The sequence below is a fragment of the Streptomyces sp. Wb2n-11 genome (genome assembly GCF_001049855.1).
GTDB classification, from domain to species: domain Bacteria; phylum Actinomycetota; class Actinomycetes; order Streptomycetales; family Streptomycetaceae; genus Streptomyces; species Streptomyces altiplanensis.
In genome coordinates, this window is the sequence record NZ_CVPB01000001.1 from 4,811,637 (window position 1) to 4,826,739 (window position 15,103).

Genomic DNA, 15,103 nt, shown 5'->3' on the forward strand with positions numbered 1-15,103 from the left:
CGGACAGCACGACGAGCACGCGCGACGGCGCCCGGCCACCGGGCCGGGCGCCGTCGTCCGCGCACTCGGGTCAGGAGCCGTCCACGGGGCCGCCCCCGTCGGCCCGGCCCCCGTCGGCCGCGTTCTTCCCGGCCCTGCGGCGCGCGTCGAACGTGGCCCCGATCCCCACACCGATGCACATGCCGCACGCGATTCCGGTCGCCAGGCTGTCGAGCAGCAGCCCGGCGGCGACGCCGACCGACATCCCGAGCGACAGTCCGACCGCGAGGCCGGACGTGTCACTGCGCGCGTTCCGGTCCGCGCTCTTCTTCTCCGTGCTCCCTGCCATGGTCGGTCAGTCCACTTCTGCCACCGCCTGAGCGAACTGCGCCGCGTACAGACGCGCGTACGCGCCCCCCGCCGCCAGCAGTCCGTCATGCGTCCCCTGTTCAACGATCGAACCGTTCTCCATCACCAGGATCACATCCGCGTCCCGGACGGTGGAGAGCCGGTGCGCGATCACGAAGCTCGTACGGCCGTGGGCCAGCCGTGCCATCGCCTTCTGGATCAGCACCTCCGTCCGGGTGTCGACCGAGCTCGTCGCCTCGTCGAGGACCAGGATCACCGGATCGGACAGGAACGCCCGCGCGATCGTGATCAGTTGCTTCTCGCCCGCGCTGACCCCCGACCCCTCGTCGTCGATCACCGTGTCGTACCCGTCCGGCAGCGTCCGTACGAACCGGTCCGCGTGGGCGGCCCGCGCCGCCTCCTCGATCTCCTCGCGCGTGACGCTGCGCGACGGCTGCGCCCCGTACGCGATGTTGTCGGCGATCGTCCCGCCGAACAGCCAGGTGTCCTGGAGGACCATCCCGATGCCCGACCGCAGGTCCTCCCGCGTCATCTTCGCGATGTCGGCACCGTCGAGAGTGATCCGGCCGCCCGTCACCTCGTAGAACCGCATCAGCAGATTCACCAGCGTCGTCTTGCCCGCCCCCGTCGGCCCGACGATCGCGACCGTCTGCCCCGGCTCGACCGCGAGCGACAGGTTCTCGATGAGCGGCTTGTCCGGCTCGTACCGGAAGGACACCTTCTCCAGCGCGACCCGGCCCTCGGGAACGGACGGCAGCTGCGCCCGCTCCGCGTCCGCCGCGTCGGGCTCCTGCTCGTCCGCGTCGAGCAGTTCGAAGACCCGCTCGGCCGAGGCGACGCCCGACTGCACCAGGTTCGCCATCGAGGCGACCTGGGTCAGCGGCATCGAGAACTGCCGCGAGTACTGGATGAACGCCTGCACGTCGCCGATCGACAGCGTGCCGGACGCGACCCGCAGCCCGCCGACCACCGCCACCAGCACGTAGTTCAGATTGCTCACGAAGAACATCAGCGGCTGCATGATCCCGCTGTTGAACTGCGCCTTGAACCCGGCCTCGTACAGCGCGTCGTTCTGCTCCCGGAACGCCTCGGCCGACTCCTCCTGCCGCCCGAAGACCTTCACCAGCGCATGACCGGTGTACATCTCCTCGATGTGCGCGTTGAGTTTGCCCGTGGTCTTCCACTGCTGCACGAACTGCGGCTGCGACCGCTTGCCGACCTTCGCCGCCACCACCACCGACAGCGGTACGGTCACCAGCGCGACCAGCGCCAGCAGCGGCGACATCCAGAACATCATCGCCAGCACACCCACGATGGTCAGCAGGGAGTTGATGAGCTGGCCCATCGTCTGCGCCATGGTCTGCGAGATGTTGTCGATGTCGTTCGTCGCCCGGCTCAGCACCTCGCCCCGCTTCTGCCGGTCGAAGTAGCTCAGCGGCAGCCGCGACAGTTTCGCCTGCACGTCCTCGCGCATCCGGAACACGGTCCGGTTGATGACCCGGATCGACAGCCGCGACGACACCAGCATCAGCAGCCCCGCACCCACGTACACCGCGAGCACCAGCAGCAGTACGTCGCCGACCGCCCCGAAGTCGATGCCCCGCCCGGGGACGAAGTCCACTCCGGAGAGCATGTCCGCGAGCCCGTCGTCGCCCTTCTCCCGCAGGCCCTCGACGGCCTGTGCCTTGCTGCCGCCGTCCGTCATCTGCCGGCCGACGACCCCCGCGAAGACCAGGTCGGTCGCCCGCCCCAGGATCTTCGGGCCGATCACCGAGAGCGCGACGCTCAGCACGCCCGCCGCCAGCATCCACCACAACGTGACCCGTTCGGGAGCGAACTGCCGCAGCAGCCGCTTCCCCGAGCCCTTGAAATCCATCGACCGCTCGGTCGGCGCGCCGCCGGCCATCATGCGTCCACCGGGCCCGCTCATGCCGCCTCAGCCTCCGTCAGCTGGGAGAGCACGATCTCCCGGTACGTCGCATTGCTCTTCATCAGCTCGTGATGGCGTCCCGTGCCGACCACCCGGCCCTCGTCCAGGACCACGATCCGGTCGGCGTCGCGGATGGTCGACACCCGCTGGGCGACGATCACCACCGTCGCCTCGGCCGTCTCCCGTGCCAGCGCGGCCCGCAGCGCCACATCGGTCGTGTAGTCCAGAGCCGAGAAGGAATCGTCGAACAAGTAGATCTCCGGTCGCCGCACCAGCGTCCGCGCGATGGCGAGCCGCTGCCGCTGCCCGCCCGACACGTTCGTGCCGCCCTGCGCGATCGGCGCGTCCAGTCCTCCGTCGAGCCGCTCCACGAACCCCCGTGCCTGCGCCACCTCCAGCGCGTTCCACAGTTCCTCGTCCGTGGCGTCCGGCTTCCCGTACCGCAGATTCGTGGCGACCGTCCCGGAGAACAGATAGGGCTTCTGCGGAACCAGCGAGACGGTCCTCGCCATCAGCGCCGGATCGAGCGTCCGTACGTCGACCCCGTCCACCAGCACCTCCCCGTCCGTGGCGTCGAACAGTCGGGGTATGAGCCCGAGCAGCGTCGACTTCCCGCTGCCCGTCGACCCGATGATCGCCGTCGTCTCACCGGGGCGGGCCACCAGACCGATGTCCCTGATCACCGGTTCCTCCGCGCCCGGATAGCGGAACTCCGCCCCGCGCAGCTCCAGTTCCCCATGCCGGCGCAGTTCCCGGACCGGACTGGCCGGCGGTACGACGCTCGACGCCGTGTCCAGGACCTCCTCGATGCGCTCGGCGCATACCTCGGCGCGCGGCACCATCATGAACATGAAGGTGGCCATCATCACGGCCATCACGATCTGCATCAGGTACGCGAGGAACGCCGTCAGCGCCCCGATCTCCATGCCGCCGCCGTCGATCCGGTGCGCGCCGAACCAGACCACCGCGACGCTGGAGACGTTCACGACCGTCATCACGATGGGGAACATCAGCGCCATCAGCCGCCCCGAGGACAGCGACACGTCCGTCAGCGCGGTGTTCGCCTCCTCGAAGCGGCCCTTCTCGTACCCGTCCCGCACGAAAGCCCTGATCACACGATTGCCGGTGATCTGCTCGCGCAGCACCTGGTTGACCGTGTCGAGCCGCTCCTGCATCGCGCGGAACAGCGGCCGCATGCGCCGCACGATCAGGCTCACGGAGATCCCGAGCACGGGCACGACCGCGAGCAGCACGCCCGACAGCGGCACGTCCTGACCGAGCGCCATGACGATGCCGCCCACGCACATGATCGGCGCCGACACCATCAGCGTGAACGCCATCAGCACCAGCGTCTGGACCTGCTGGACGTCGTTGGTCGTACGCGTGATCAGCGAGGGCGCCCCGAAGTGCCCGACCTCACGGGCCGAGAAGCTCTGCACCCGCTCGAAGACGGCCGCCCGCACGTCCCGCCCGAGCGCCGACGCGGTCTTCGCGCCGTAGTGGACGGCGCCGATGTTGCAGACCACCTGGACGAGGCTGACGGCGACCATGACGGCGCCGAACTCCAGGATGTAACCGGTGTCCCCGGTCACGACACCGTTGTCAATGATGTCCGCGTTGAGGGTGGGCAGGTAGAGGGAGGCGGAAGTCTGCAGCAGTTGCAGCACCACCAGCAGGGCGACGGGTTTCTTGTACGGGCCCAGGCGGGCCCGCAGGAGTCTTATGAGCACACGAAATCTCTCGGAGTCGGCAGGGCGGGGGATCGCCCCATCCTCCGACACCCGGCGCCGGTATTTCCAAGGGATTACCCCATCACCGGGTCAAGACTTCAGGCCCCGAACGCTCCGGGATGGATCTGGTCCCGCGTCGCGCCGTACTGCTGACGCACCGCCTGCCCCACCGCCACCTCGTCGCCCGGCTCCAGCACCTGCGCCGCCGCGCCCTGCCAGGCCGGCGGGGTGTGCGGAGCCAGGGTGCCCTGCGACACCCCGAGCGCCCACGCCGCCTGCCGGGCCGCGCCCAGCGCCGCGTACTCCGCGGGCTGCGGCACGACCACCTGCGTACCGAAGATCGCGGGCGCCGCCGCCTGCACGGCGGGCAGCTCGGCGGCGGCCCCCAGCAGGAAGACCCGCTGCACCTCCACGCCCCGTCCCCGCAGCACGTCCATGGCGTCGGCCAGCGAGCACAGCATGCCCTCGAAGGCCGCTCGCGCCAGGTGCTCGGGCTTCATCGACTCGCGCCGCAGCCCGCTCAGGCTCCCGGCGGTGTGCGGGAGTTGCGGCGTACGCTCACCTTCCAGGTACGGCAGCAGGACGAGCCCGTACGACCCGGGCGACGACTTGAGCGCCAGCTCCGAGAGCCCCTCCAGATCCGTCCCCAGCAGCTCGGCCGTGCCCCGCAGCGCCCGTACGGCATTGAGCGTGTGCACGACCGGCAGGTGCATTCCGGTGGCGTCCGCGAACGACGTGATGAGACCGCTCGGATCGACCAGCGCCTCGTGGTGCACGACCATCACCGAACCGGAGGCCCCCAGGGACACCACGGCGTCCCCGACGCCGACGCCGAGCCCGAAGGCCGCGGCCATCGTCTCGCCGGTCCCCGCGGAGATCAGCAGCCCCTCGGGCGTGGTCCCCGCGGCCTCGGAGGGACCGAGCACCTCGGGCAGCGCGGCCTGGTGCCCCAGCGCCAGCTCGACCAGGTCGGGCCGGTACGTACCGGTGGCGGCCGACCAGTAGCCGGTGCCCGAGGCCGCGCCCCGGTCGGTGGTCCTGCGGGCGGGCCGCCCGAGCAGCTGCCACACCAGCCAGTCGTGCGGCTGCATCACGGCGGCGGTGTGCTGCGCGGACTCCGGCTCGTTGCGCGCCAGCCAGCGCAGCTTCGCCAGCGGCTGCGCGGCCTGCGGCACGGACCCGACGGCCTCGGCCCAGGCCTGGCGTCCGCCGAGCGCGTCGACCAGATCGGCGGCCGCGACCTGGGCCCGCTTGTCGTTGCCGAGCAGTGCCGGACGTACCGACGTGCCGTGGGCGTCCAGCGGGATCATGCCGTGCTGCTGCGCCGATACGCCGATGGCCTGCACGCCCTCGAGCAGCCCGCCGGACGCGGCCTCGCCCAGTGACAGCAGCCACACCTGCGGATCGGCCTCGGCGGCCTTCGCCTCCACGGGGTGCGGGGCGTACCCCTGCCGCAGCACGGCACCCGTATCCGCGTCGCACACGACGATGCGCGTAGAACCAGACGAACTGTCCAAGCCGGCGACTATCCCCATGCACAAGATTCTGCCGCATGCGGGGCCGGGGCCGTGCCGCGCCCGGTGCCGGGGCTAGGTGTTGGTCGTGCCCCAGTCGTCCTCGCCGCTCTGGCCCCGCTCGCGCAGCGACCGCACCCGCTCGGACACGGAGCCGGGCACCCGGTCCCCGACCTTGTCGCTGACCGTGTGGAGCGCCTTGCCCGCGATGTCGCGGCCGTTCTGGGCGGCGGACTCGGCGGCGTTGCGCACGGCGGGGTTCTGGGCGATCTGGCGTGCGGACTTCTTCAGCTGCTCGTAGCGTTCGCGCCCGGATCGGGTCCCGAGCACGTACCCGATGGCCAGTCCGGCGATGAATGTGAGCCGGTAGCGCATGGCTGTCACCCTTCTCTTGCGTCGGCGGTCCCCTGACGCCGTGGGAGTCCCGGACCGCGGGGGGCTGTGCTGGGCGCCTACCCGGAGACGTCTGTGATCACCCCGGGAGATACCGATTGGCGGAGCACCCCCCTGCTTGCGCTAATGTATGTGTCGCAGCGAGCACACGCCCCCCGGGACGCCATCCGGTGGGTACGTTCGATGCAACGCAGCAATCCCCTGTAGCTCAATTGGCAGAGCAGCCGGCTGTTAACCGGCAGGTTACTGGTTCGAGTCCAGTCGGGGGAGCGCGATCCCCTGTAGCTCAATTGGCAGAGCATTCGGCTGTTAACCGGAGGGTTACTGGTTCGAGTCCAGTCGGGGGAGCGGCAAGGAAAAGGGCCCCCTCTGGGGTCCTTTTTCATGTCTCCTGCAACCGCGCAGGCGGCGGCGATGTCCTCATGGGCATGCGTGGTCGACCACCCGAGGCAGGAGATCGTATGAGCGGCTATGCTGCGGCAGACGGCGCGCACAAATGTGCGCGACGCGCCGTTAGGGGCGGTAGCTCAGCCGGTTAGAGCAGCGGACTCATAATCCGTCGGTCGTGGGTTCGAGTCCCACCCGCCCCACCTAGCATCCCCAGGCAGAATCGTTCTGACCTGGGGAAACGTGGATTTCGCGGCTTTTTCCGGTGCGGTACTGGCCCGCTGTCGCAGCATGTCAGCACACTTCAGATGCGTCTGACCTGGCCTTTTACGGCGATTGCCGGGGAGAGCACCGTGGAGCGGTCCCACGGCCGTCGAGGGAGGCTTTGCGCTCCGTCCACAACCCGCCACATCGCATGACGCCTTCCCGCTGTCTCTGCCGTGCCGCCCGGTCCGCCACGGGAGACCGCCTGCATCGGCGAGGCCCGGCGCGGCAGACTCTTGCTTGCCTGGGTGCGGTGCACCTGTGCACGCGGACTCGCGGTCTGCGTCCCACGCAGGGCGCAGTTGTTCTGGACGCTCGCCCGCAGCCGCTCATCGCAGGGGCGCCGAGCGTGCTGGCCTTCGTCCGGGTCAGGCTCTGCAGCTTGCGGAGCACACGCGACCGCGACATCACAGGCGACATCTCTGTCATTCAGATCCACGACACCGCACACCGGTCCTGCGGCCTGCGCTGATTCACTCCAGCCTCGTCTGAGGACCGCTGATCCCTCTACTCCTGCGTTCGCCGCCCCGGGCGCCGGCCACCACTACGCGCGCCCAACAGCCCTGCTACTCAAACAAGGCCGAATCCACGGCCTGGCGGACTCCTCCGGGGCATGTCGGTACCGAAGGCTGGCGGGCCCCTTGAGCTCTCTGCCCGCACCAGTGAAGTGTGAAAATGGCAGCTCGGCAGCGTGGAGGAGCGGAACTGGGTCGTTTTCGCCCGCACGGCGCGACCAGACCACTCCGGATGACATAGAGGGATGACCACAGGCGCGGGACCGAGTCGTGCGCCCGGTCTGCGCGGGGAACCGGCCCAGCCCCGGCTCACTTTCCGTATGCGTCCACGGTGAGTGACATCAGTTGGGAGATCAGCGGGCTCGAAGATGGGTCTCAGGTGCAGATGATGGGGTCGCCCGCGAGGATGGTCCTGCCTGCACTGCGATCGGCCGAGCCAGCGCTGTGTCGACCCAGCGCCCGCGGGGATGGGCCTTGTGCGTAACTCACGATGGCATCGGACGGATCGGAGGAAATCACGGGATCGGCGAAGGAGCCGGGCACCGTGAGTAGTTGCTTGCCGACGCTGGCCAGGAGCGGCCCGAGGTCGGCGATGTCGGAGGCGGGGCGGGTGGCGCGGTACACGCCTCCCGCCCCCTTACCCTCCGGCCCGGGGCCCGGCCACCTGCGCCGCCTCCATGGCCGCAACCTGGGACACGAAGAACGGCCGGTACTCCTCCGACCAGGCCAGGAAATGCGTCGCCCGCGCCGGGCCGCCCGGCAGGGCCCGTGCCGCGTCGACCGCTTCCAACAGCGCCTCCGTGGTCGTCTCGCGGTGGTAGCGGTCGAGCACCCACTGGCGCCCTTCGGCGCGGACCCCGTCCTCCGGACGCCGGACGAGTTCCAGGGCGCGGTCGGCCAGCAGGCCCGTGCGCAGGTCGGGGACGCGCCAGGCCGAAGGCGCGTCGAAGAGCTCCTCGCCGCCACCCAGCGGATAGCCGGTGACCAGGCAGCCGCTCGCCAGAGCCTCGGCGACGGGAAGCCCGAACCCCTCCCCTTCCGGGGAGCCGAGCGCGACGAAGACCGATGTGTCGCCCAGGACCTCGGCGACCTGTTCGTGGCTCAGCCCCCGGATCGGGCGCAGCTCGATGCCTTCGCCGCGCGGATCGTTGCGCAGCAGCCGCTCCAGCAGGAGCGACTCCGCGGGCCGGTTGCGCGGCATCCACGCGATGCTCGCCGTACGCCGCGCGGCGGGCCGGAACACCTCGCCGTCGATGGGGTTCGGTATCAGCAGGGGCGTGGGCAGATACGGGTGCGCGCGGCCGAGCACGTCGACGCTTTCCCGGGAGATCGTCCAGATTCCGGGGTCGGGCGTGAAGCCCGGATAGCGGCCCTTCGCGCCGCTGGTGAGGAAGGTCAGGAAGTGCCCCTGGTTGAAGACGACCTTGCGGGCGCCGGGCGCCGGGTCGTGTCCGGGCAGCACCGAGATCTCCGGGACGACCAGAACGTCGTCGGCCCCCAGGTCGATCTCCATGCCCGACAGGGTCGGTACGCCGCTGTCGTCGAACCACGAGTACCGGAAGCCCGGCGTCGGTGACCACCGGTAGGCGTCCACCCCCGCCTCGGAGAGCAGCTTCACATGCGCCGAGAGAACGCGCGCGCCACCCAGGGGGATGGGGTACTCGAAGTCGGCGTAGACGACACGTCCGTTCATGACACACCACTCATTTCTTCGGAGAGGAACACCGGGGGGTATCGGGAGAGGGAAGGAGCCTGTACGCCGACGTCGTCGCCTCAGCCGAACCAGGGCGGTGCGTCGTCCATCAGCGCGGGCTGAAGCGCGCCGGTCACGAGGAACGCCAGATAGGCGGCGAACGCCGGTGCGCCCGCGGTGTGCCGCCTGCGCCGCTGTGCGCGGAAGTCGAGGACGGTCCAGATGACCAGAGCGAGCGGCAGGGCCGAGACCACCAGAAAGACCGGCCGCACCCCGCCCGTGTCCGAGCCCGGGGACCCCAGGACCACCGCCGCGCGGATCACACACGCGGCGACCATGAGGGCCGCGGCCGCGCCGAGGCTCCACGCGGCGCCGGGCGCCGTCGAGTAGAACTTCTCGCCGGGCAGAGCGAACCGTGATCGCACGGTCTTGCGCGCGATCTCCCAGTGCAGATAGGCCAGTACGAAGGCGAGCACCACCAGCGCCGTCTCCGCAGCCGGCGCCCCGGCCGCGCCGGTCGTGCTCAACTGCGCGACGTAGCAGACCAGTCCGGTCTTGAGCTGGACGGTGACGAGGATGTTCCCCCACATGCTCTCGCGGAAGCGCTCGGAGACCCGCTCCAGCAGGAGCAGGAACAGGCTGTACGTCATGATCGCCGCCGCCGTCACCACGGCCGCCGTGCCGACGACCGCGCTCAGCCCCAGGGCCACGACCGCCGACCCGGCCAGATAGGTGCCTGCGGTCGCGACATCCGTCTCGCCGGTCACCAGGGGACGGTCGGGGTGGAACTCCCGGTCGTAGTCCAGGTCCTTGACCTCATCGACCGCGCGCATGAAGAAGAGGATCACGAACAGGGCCAGCGCGGCGCACCCCTGCTGCGCCGCCCCCGGCCCCACCGCCGCCCCCTCGGCACGCAAGGGGGCGAGCGTGCCCAGGACGCCGACGGGCAGCAGCACGACGTACGCCAAATAGCGCGGGGCGGGGAAGCGGCGGGAGAAGAACCGCCAGAACGCGCGCAGTGCCTTCACCGCGGGGCCTCGTCGAGGATCACGACGGTGCCGGTGCCCCCGTCGACCTCGATGAGACTGCCGTCGGGAATCTTCCGGGTCGCGTCCGGCACGCCCACGATCGTCGGTATGCCGAACTTCCTGCCCGTGATGGCGGTGTGCGACAGCAGGCTGCCGCGTTCGACGACGATGCCCTTGGCGGCGAGCATGAGGTAGAGCCAGCCGGGGTCGGTCTCGCGGGTGATGAGAATGCTGTCGGCGGGGAAGTCCCCGTCGAGACCGGGGTCCGACAGGACTCGGGCGTAGCCGCGGACCTTGCCCGGGCACGAGCCCAGACCGCGCAGCGCGAGGCCCGGGTCCGTACCGGCCGGTGACAGGGCCTCGCGCTGCGGCACCGACCCGGTCACCACGTCACCGGTGGCGAACTCGCGCAGTGGCTGCAGCGCCTTGGACTGCTCCAGGTCACGCCGTCTGACGGCGACCAGCCCCGCCAGATCACGGGTGGAGCCGGTACCGTCCACGAATCCGAAGAGTTCGTCGAGATCGAGGAAGAACACGTCATCGGGATCGCCGAGCACGCCCCGGCGGTGCAGCTCCACCCCCAGGGCGCGGATCACCTGCTTGCTGTAGCCGAACAGCTCACTGCGCATGTACCGGCCGACCTCCCTGTAGTACAGGGTGGTGCGCAGCCGGTCGAACAGAGCGAGCAGGACGGCTCGCTTCAGCCGGGCGCGGGGCAGTTTGTCGTGCAGCAGCTCCTCGCCGGCCAGCCGGGTGGTGCGTTCGACCTCCTCCATGTCCGCGACGGTCAGATCACTCGCGGCGTACTGCTGGACGAGCCGGATCAGGTCCCACGGGGTGTCGCGGAGGTTGGGCTTCTCCAGCTTCAGCTCCGCGATGCCGCGGTCGCCGTAGCGCTCGATGTGCCGGTGGACCTGATCGGTGAAGGTGCGCGGCAGGGCGCCCGCCTCCAAGCGGTCCCAGATGGGGCGCGGTTGTTCGCCGAGGAACAGATCGTGCAGTCCGGCGTCGGCGCGGACCAGCTCGGCCAGCCGCACCGCGTTCAGCGCGATCTCCGCCCCTGTGAGCTGACGGCCGCCGCAAAGGAGCTGGCTGAAGAGGGTCTCCTGCTCATCGACGCCCCAGCGGTCCATGGCCAGTTCGGTGGCTTTGTGGAACAGCACCATGAACTGGTAGTTGACCAGGGTGATGCCCCACAGCTGTCCGGCCGTCGCCCAGGTGCGCCGGTAGTCGGCGACGAGTTTGAGGGGGTGATCGGTCGTGGTCGACCCGGTGCGCACCTCGCGCAGCAGTCCACTCCACTGCTCCTGGAAGTTCTTGAAGTCGCGGGGCAGGGTGTGGTAGCCACGCACCACCCGGCCCCAGCCGGCGGCGAGCCGGACCGCCCGACGGCCGCGCGCGCGAAGGCCTGCGGGCTTGTCGGAGGTGTGGTGGTAGAAGGTGTCGAGTTCGGCGACCAGGCGTTCCCAGTCGCGCCGGACGCTGTCGAACATCGGCACGGCGGACAGCATGGTGATGAAGGAGTTGATGCTGTGGTAAAGGCGGTTGTCGAGGAATCCGATCAGCCGCGTCATCGTCTCGTGCAGATCGTGCAGTTCGCTCTCGGGGACCCCGCTGCGGCGCAGATAGTCGTAATTGAGCAGCCAATAGAAGCGCCGGGCAACCGAGTACGTCATCGGGGTCGTCGTGTTCGGGAAGCTCTCGGAGACATTGGCGCTGCTCCAGATGCGGTGCCGGTCGGCCTCGATGGTGACGGGCCGGGACTGCACCACATGCACGAGGCCGTCCTCGGTGATGGTCGCCTCGATGTCCTGCGGCTCACCGAAGATCTTCTCGATGTCCCGGCCGAGAGCGGCCAGGGAGCGGGCCTCCTCGTCGCTCAGGACGGGCAGGTCGACCCGTTCACCGGCCACGGCGGACTCGACGGTGCCGTACCCCCGCTCACGGTCGAGCGTGACCATGGTCGTCTTACGGGCCACGACGCTCTTCACGTCCCCGGTGCGCGAGTGCACGAAGTAGTGGTCGACCGGTGCCTTCTCCTGAACGACGCCCTCGCCGATGCCCCAGCTCGCGCTGATGACCGTAGTGCGCGCGTAGCTGGTGGGGTCGCAGGTGAACAGCACGAGTGATCGCTCACCGAAGACCATCTGCTGGACGCCGACGGCGACCGACAGTCCCGAGAAGGGCAGTTTCTGGCGGTGCCGGTAGAGCAGCCCCTCGGGGCTGAACGCCGATGCCCAGCACTTGAGGACCGCCTCCTTGACCCCGGAGGGCGGAACGTAGAGAAAGCTGTCGCTCATGCCCGCGAACGGGTTCTGCGCCGAGTCCTCGCCCTGGCCCCGCGCGCCGATGACGGAGGCACGCACCGCCAGCAGCGGACCGTCGGGGAAGTCGGCGGCCAGCCGGTGGTCGAGAGCCCGCTCCACCTCGGGGCCGAGCCCGACCCCGGCGATGATCTCCGCGATACGGGCGCTGGTGGCACGGACACGCTCCCAGTCGTCCAGGTCGGTCTCCCGTACCAGGGCGTCGATGCTCTCCGCGACCGGTGTCACCGCCCGGTGGAAGGCCGCACCGGTGAGGCAGAAGAGGGCCGGGACGCGAACACCCAGCTCATGGAGGGTTTTCAGGCGGGCGAACTTCCAGCCGACGCTGTCGGGGGACAGGGCGTCGCCAAGTGTCTCGATCATGAGATGTCCTGTTCGGATTCGTACGCCCGGTAGGAGCGCACCACCGTTTCCGGTGACTTCGCGGTCAGAGCGGTCCCGATCTCGCCCTCCAGGAGGCCGACATCGGCCCAGTGGGATCGGGTGACCAGGTCGAGCCGCTCGGAGAGCCGGGCGGCCCGGTGTCCGGGCAGCGCCGAGCACAGGGCCCGCACCGGGGCGGCGGGCAGCCAGCGGGTGGGGTCGGACCCCGGTGGGGAGGCCAGGAGGTCGAACAGGTCCTGGAGGGCGACGGGCCTGCGATAGGCGACATTGACCGCCGTACGGACGGGGGTGCCGCGCGCGGCCCGCTCCACCGCCCGGCGCGCGAGCTGGGCGATCACCGCTCCGTAGTCCTCGACGTCGATCACGCTGAAGTGGATCCGGTCCGAGCGCACCCGCAGAGGCAGTTGCCGGAGCCTGTTGATGCCGGGCAGGAACGAGGCGTCGTCGCGGCCGGTGATGAATCGAGGCCGCAGCAGGAAGGCCGTCCCCCCGCCGCGCCGCATAGACTCGGCCACCTCGCGTTCGGCGCCCAGCCGGGCGCGGGCCAGAGCCGTGTAGGGCTGGGGGAGCGCCCTCTCCGTCACCCGGATCTGCGCGCCTTTGCCGTAGACGGACAGGGAACTGCCGAGCAGTACGCCCTTGAGGGAGCAGGGGGCCGCGCCGAGCAGGGTGCGGGTGCCCGCCACGTTCACGGCGTGCAGGACGTCCGGATCACTGCTGCGGTTCTCGTTGGCGAGATGGACCAGGACGTCGGTGCCCGGAGGCGGGAAACCGGCGGGCAGCCGCCCCGGGAGCTCGCCCTGTACGTAGGTGACGAACGGCAGCCGGCGCGAGGGCACGTGCCGTACCAGCGCGGTGACCGGCCAGGGCGAGGGCATCCCCGACAGATGCCGCAGGAAGGCACCGCCTGCGTAACCGGTGGCCCCCGTCAGGGCGATCCTGGGCAGCGGGGCCGTCTCCCGCGCCCCCGTCACCACAGGAACGGCACGAGCCGCTTGCGGCCCGCCATGAAGTCGCGGTATCCGGCGACGGCCGACATCACCTTCTCCTCGACGGAGATCCGCCACACGACCGCGGGAACGAACGCCAGCAGCAGCAGGGCGACGCTGAGCGGGTTGAGGAAGTACGCCACCAGGCCGACGTGCGCGAGGATCATCCCCGAGTACGCCGGATGCCGCAGCAGACGGTAGGGGCCCGAGGTCGCGACGCGGTGCTCGGCGTCCTTGCGTACCCGGTGCGAGTAGAACACCCCGAGCGTACGGATCGAGACGAGCCGCAGCGCGATCCCCGCCAGCACCAGCGACAGCGGGCCCGCGGCCCACAGCGGCGCGGTGTCCGGCAGCGGCCCGTAGAGCGCGGCCACGACGGTCGCGAACCGCGACAGGCCGTAGACGATCTCCGTGCCGTGGTCATCCTCGGTGTCCTGCATCCGCGCCGTACGGAAGGTGATCCGCGCTTCCAGCAGGACCCAGCACAGATAGACGGCGATCATCACCGCGGGCATCGGGAAGGCGGGGCCGGAGCTGTCCCGCGCGGCCCGGACCAGGGCCCCCACGCCGACGAGGAACCCGGTGGCGAAGAACAGGGCCGGGAACTTCTGCGTGATCCACTGCTTCATGCCGTCGCCTTCGCGCCAGGCACCGGAGCGTGCTGCGCCGACGCTTTCCCGGCTTCCCGCATCCGCCGGTAGGCGGCCGGAGGCACGGCGCGGGCTTCGAGGTGCATATGGCCGACCCGTACCCCGTGCACCTGGACGTCGATGTCGATCCCGCCGCGGGCGCGTCCCTTGAGCGGGCTGACGCGGCAGACCAGTTCGGGGGCGGTGGGCCAGGTCCCGGTGCCGGTGAGGGTGAGGCGGATCGACATCAGGATGTACTGCCAGTCGGTGGGGATGTCCCACGCGGTGTGGGAGGTGATGGTCGCGGTCTGCCGGATCGCCTCGACGAGCACGGTCGCGGGATGCACATCGGGCCAGCGGTGGGCGGGCGGACCGATCATGGCGGTGGTGTAGGTGTGGTCGCTGGTGTGCCTCAGCGGACCGATCAGGACGTTGTCCTCGGACGTCTTGTGGACCAGTTCCGCGGGCGCGCGCCGCGGGCGGCCGGTTCGCGGGCGCTCTTCGGTGAACAGTTCCCGCCGGGGGGCCGGTTCCAGCCGCAGCGAGCCCGAGCAGACGCTCGTCCCGTCCTGGCGTACGTCCACCGTCATCGCGCGCCTGCCGGGCACGACGCCCTCCAGATGGACGTAGGCGGCGGAACTTCGCTCGCACAGCCCGTTGAACGCCAGGTCCAGGGCGCGGACCCGCAACGGACCGGCGTTGTCGGCGTCGGACCGGGCGGCGATGTCCTCCGCCTGGCGCAGGGCGGTGTCCACGAGCAGCATGCCCGGTATGTGATCGAGGGCATGGTCGAAGAAGAACGTATGGGTGTCGTCCGGGCTGATCTGGCCGATCTCGCTGATCCGGTCACGGGCCGCGGCGTATGCCGGATTCATGGCATTGGTGGTCATGGAGTGCTCCGAGGGGTTCGGGCGCGCGCCGGGACCGGCGGATGTGGCCGGGCACGGCACGGGGGAGACGGGGGCCGGTACGGTC

Annotated in this window: 12 protein-coding genes and 3 tRNA genes; 3 read left to right on the forward strand and 12 right to left on the reverse strand. The window is 70.2% G+C overall.

Annotated elements, in window-relative coordinates; all coding sequences use genetic code 11:
* Positions 1-70 precede the first annotated feature (70 nt).
* The 5 genes from BN1555_RS21815 to BN1555_RS21835 form a co-directional block, all read right to left on the reverse strand.
* On the reverse strand, positions 71-328 hold the full coding sequence (locus tag BN1555_RS21815; RefSeq protein WP_093800957.1) for a glycine zipper domain-containing protein: 258 nt from the start codon (positions 326-328) through the stop codon (positions 71-73).
* A gap of 6 nt (positions 329-334) precedes the next feature.
* Positions 335-2,278, reverse strand: coding sequence for an ABC transporter ATP-binding protein (locus BN1555_RS21820; protein WP_093800958.1), 1,944 nt, complete (start codon positions 2,276-2,278; stop codon positions 335-337).
* On the reverse strand, positions 2,275-4,008 hold the full coding sequence (locus tag BN1555_RS21825; protein ID WP_093800959.1) for an ABC transporter ATP-binding protein: 1,734 nt from the start codon (positions 4,006-4,008) through the stop codon (positions 2,275-2,277). Before BN1555_RS21825 ends, BN1555_RS21820 begins: the two co-directional genes overlap by 4 nt.
* Positions 4,009-4,106: 98 nt before the next feature.
* Positions 4,107-5,543, reverse strand: coding sequence for an FGGY family carbohydrate kinase (locus BN1555_RS21830; RefSeq protein WP_093800960.1), 1,437 nt, complete (start codon positions 5,541-5,543; stop codon positions 4,107-4,109).
* Between the two features lie 54 nt (positions 5,544-5,597).
* Entirely contained in the window at positions 5,598-5,897 is a 300-nt protein-coding gene (locus tag BN1555_RS21835) for a YtxH domain-containing protein (protein ID WP_093800961.1), read from the reverse strand.
* 215 nt (positions 5,898-6,112) lie between these two features.
* On the opposite strand from BN1555_RS21835, the gene BN1555_RS21840 reads away from it, so the two are divergent.
* The 3 genes from BN1555_RS21840 (at position 6,113) to BN1555_RS21850 (ending at position 6,505) form a co-directional block, all read left to right on the forward strand.
* Positions 6,113-6,185: transfer RNA gene (locus BN1555_RS21840), tRNA-Asn, on the forward strand.
* 5 nt (positions 6,186-6,190) lie between these two features.
* Positions 6,191-6,263 (forward strand) — tRNA-Asn (locus BN1555_RS21845).
* A gap of 168 nt (positions 6,264-6,431) precedes the next feature.
* Positions 6,432-6,505, forward strand: a tRNA-Ile gene (locus tag BN1555_RS21850).
* Positions 6,506-7,456: 951 nt separating this feature from the next.
* Here BN1555_RS21850 and BN1555_RS21855 read toward each other — a convergent pair.
* From BN1555_RS21855 to BN1555_RS21885, 7 genes are all read right to left on the reverse strand, one after another.
* Positions 7,457-7,705 carry a hypothetical protein gene (locus BN1555_RS21855; protein ID WP_093800962.1) on the reverse strand — a complete coding sequence of 83 codons (249 nt, stop codon included), beginning with the start codon at positions 7,703-7,705 and terminating at the stop codon, positions 7,457-7,459.
* 13 nt (positions 7,706-7,718) lie between these two features.
* Positions 7,719-8,774 carry a glycosyltransferase family protein gene (locus BN1555_RS21860; RefSeq protein WP_093800963.1) on the reverse strand — a complete coding sequence of 352 codons (1,056 nt, stop codon included), beginning with the start codon at positions 8,772-8,774 and terminating at the stop codon, positions 7,719-7,721.
* 80 nt (positions 8,775-8,854) lie between these two features.
* Complete coding sequence (locus BN1555_RS21865; RefSeq protein WP_093800964.1) at positions 8,855-9,802, reverse strand: UbiA prenyltransferase family protein; 948 nt, start codon at positions 9,800-9,802, stop codon at positions 8,855-8,857.
* Positions 9,799-12,489, reverse strand: a complete 2,691-nt coding sequence (locus BN1555_RS21870; RefSeq protein ID WP_093800965.1) for a PEP/pyruvate-binding domain-containing protein — start codon at positions 12,487-12,489, stop codon at positions 9,799-9,801. Before BN1555_RS21870 ends, BN1555_RS21865 begins: the two co-directional genes overlap by 4 nt.
* A complete protein-coding gene (locus tag BN1555_RS21875) occupies positions 12,486-13,484 on the reverse strand; it encodes an NAD-dependent epimerase/dehydratase family protein (RefSeq protein ID WP_176710095.1) in 999 nt (332 codons plus the stop codon). The genes BN1555_RS21870 and BN1555_RS21875 overlap by 4 nt, the downstream gene beginning before the upstream one ends.
* Complete coding sequence (locus BN1555_RS21880; protein ID WP_093800967.1) at positions 13,481-14,128, reverse strand: methyltransferase family protein; 648 nt, start codon at positions 14,126-14,128, stop codon at positions 13,481-13,483. Before BN1555_RS21880 ends, BN1555_RS21875 begins: the two co-directional genes overlap by 4 nt.
* Positions 14,125-15,018, reverse strand: coding sequence for an AfsA-related hotdog domain-containing protein (locus tag BN1555_RS21885; protein ID WP_141662874.1), 894 nt, complete (start codon positions 15,016-15,018; stop codon positions 14,125-14,127). The genes BN1555_RS21880 and BN1555_RS21885 overlap by 4 nt, the downstream gene beginning before the upstream one ends.
* Between the last annotated feature and the right edge of the window lie 85 nt (positions 15,019-15,103).

Coding starts and splice junctions, on each gene's coding strand:
- BN1555_RS21815 (WP_093800957.1), bottom strand. CDS start 328: ATGGCAGGGAGCACGGAGAAGAAGAGCGCGGACCGGAACGCGCGCAGT.
- BN1555_RS21820 (WP_093800958.1), bottom strand. CDS start 2,278: ATGAGCGGGCCCGGTGGACGCATGATGGCCGGCGGCGCGCCGACCGAG.
- BN1555_RS21830 (WP_093800960.1), bottom strand. CDS start 5,543: ATGGGGATAGTCGCCGGCTTGGACAGTTCGTCTGGTTCTACGCGCATC.
- BN1555_RS21835 (WP_093800961.1), bottom strand. CDS start 5,897: ATGCGCTACCGGCTCACATTCATCGCCGGACTGGCCATCGGGTACGTG.
- BN1555_RS21860 (WP_093800963.1), bottom strand. CDS start 8,774: ATGAACGGACGTGTCGTCTACGCCGACTTCGAGTACCCCATCCCCCTG.
- BN1555_RS21870 (WP_093800965.1), bottom strand. CDS start 12,489: ATGATCGAGACACTTGGCGACGCCCTGTCCCCCGACAGCGTCGGCTGG.
- BN1555_RS21880 (WP_093800967.1), bottom strand. CDS start 14,128: ATGAAGCAGTGGATCACGCAGAAGTTCCCGGCCCTGTTCTTCGCCACC.
- BN1555_RS21885 (WP_141662874.1), bottom strand. CDS start 15,018: ATGACCACCAATGCCATGAATCCGGCATACGCCGCGGCCCGTGACCGG.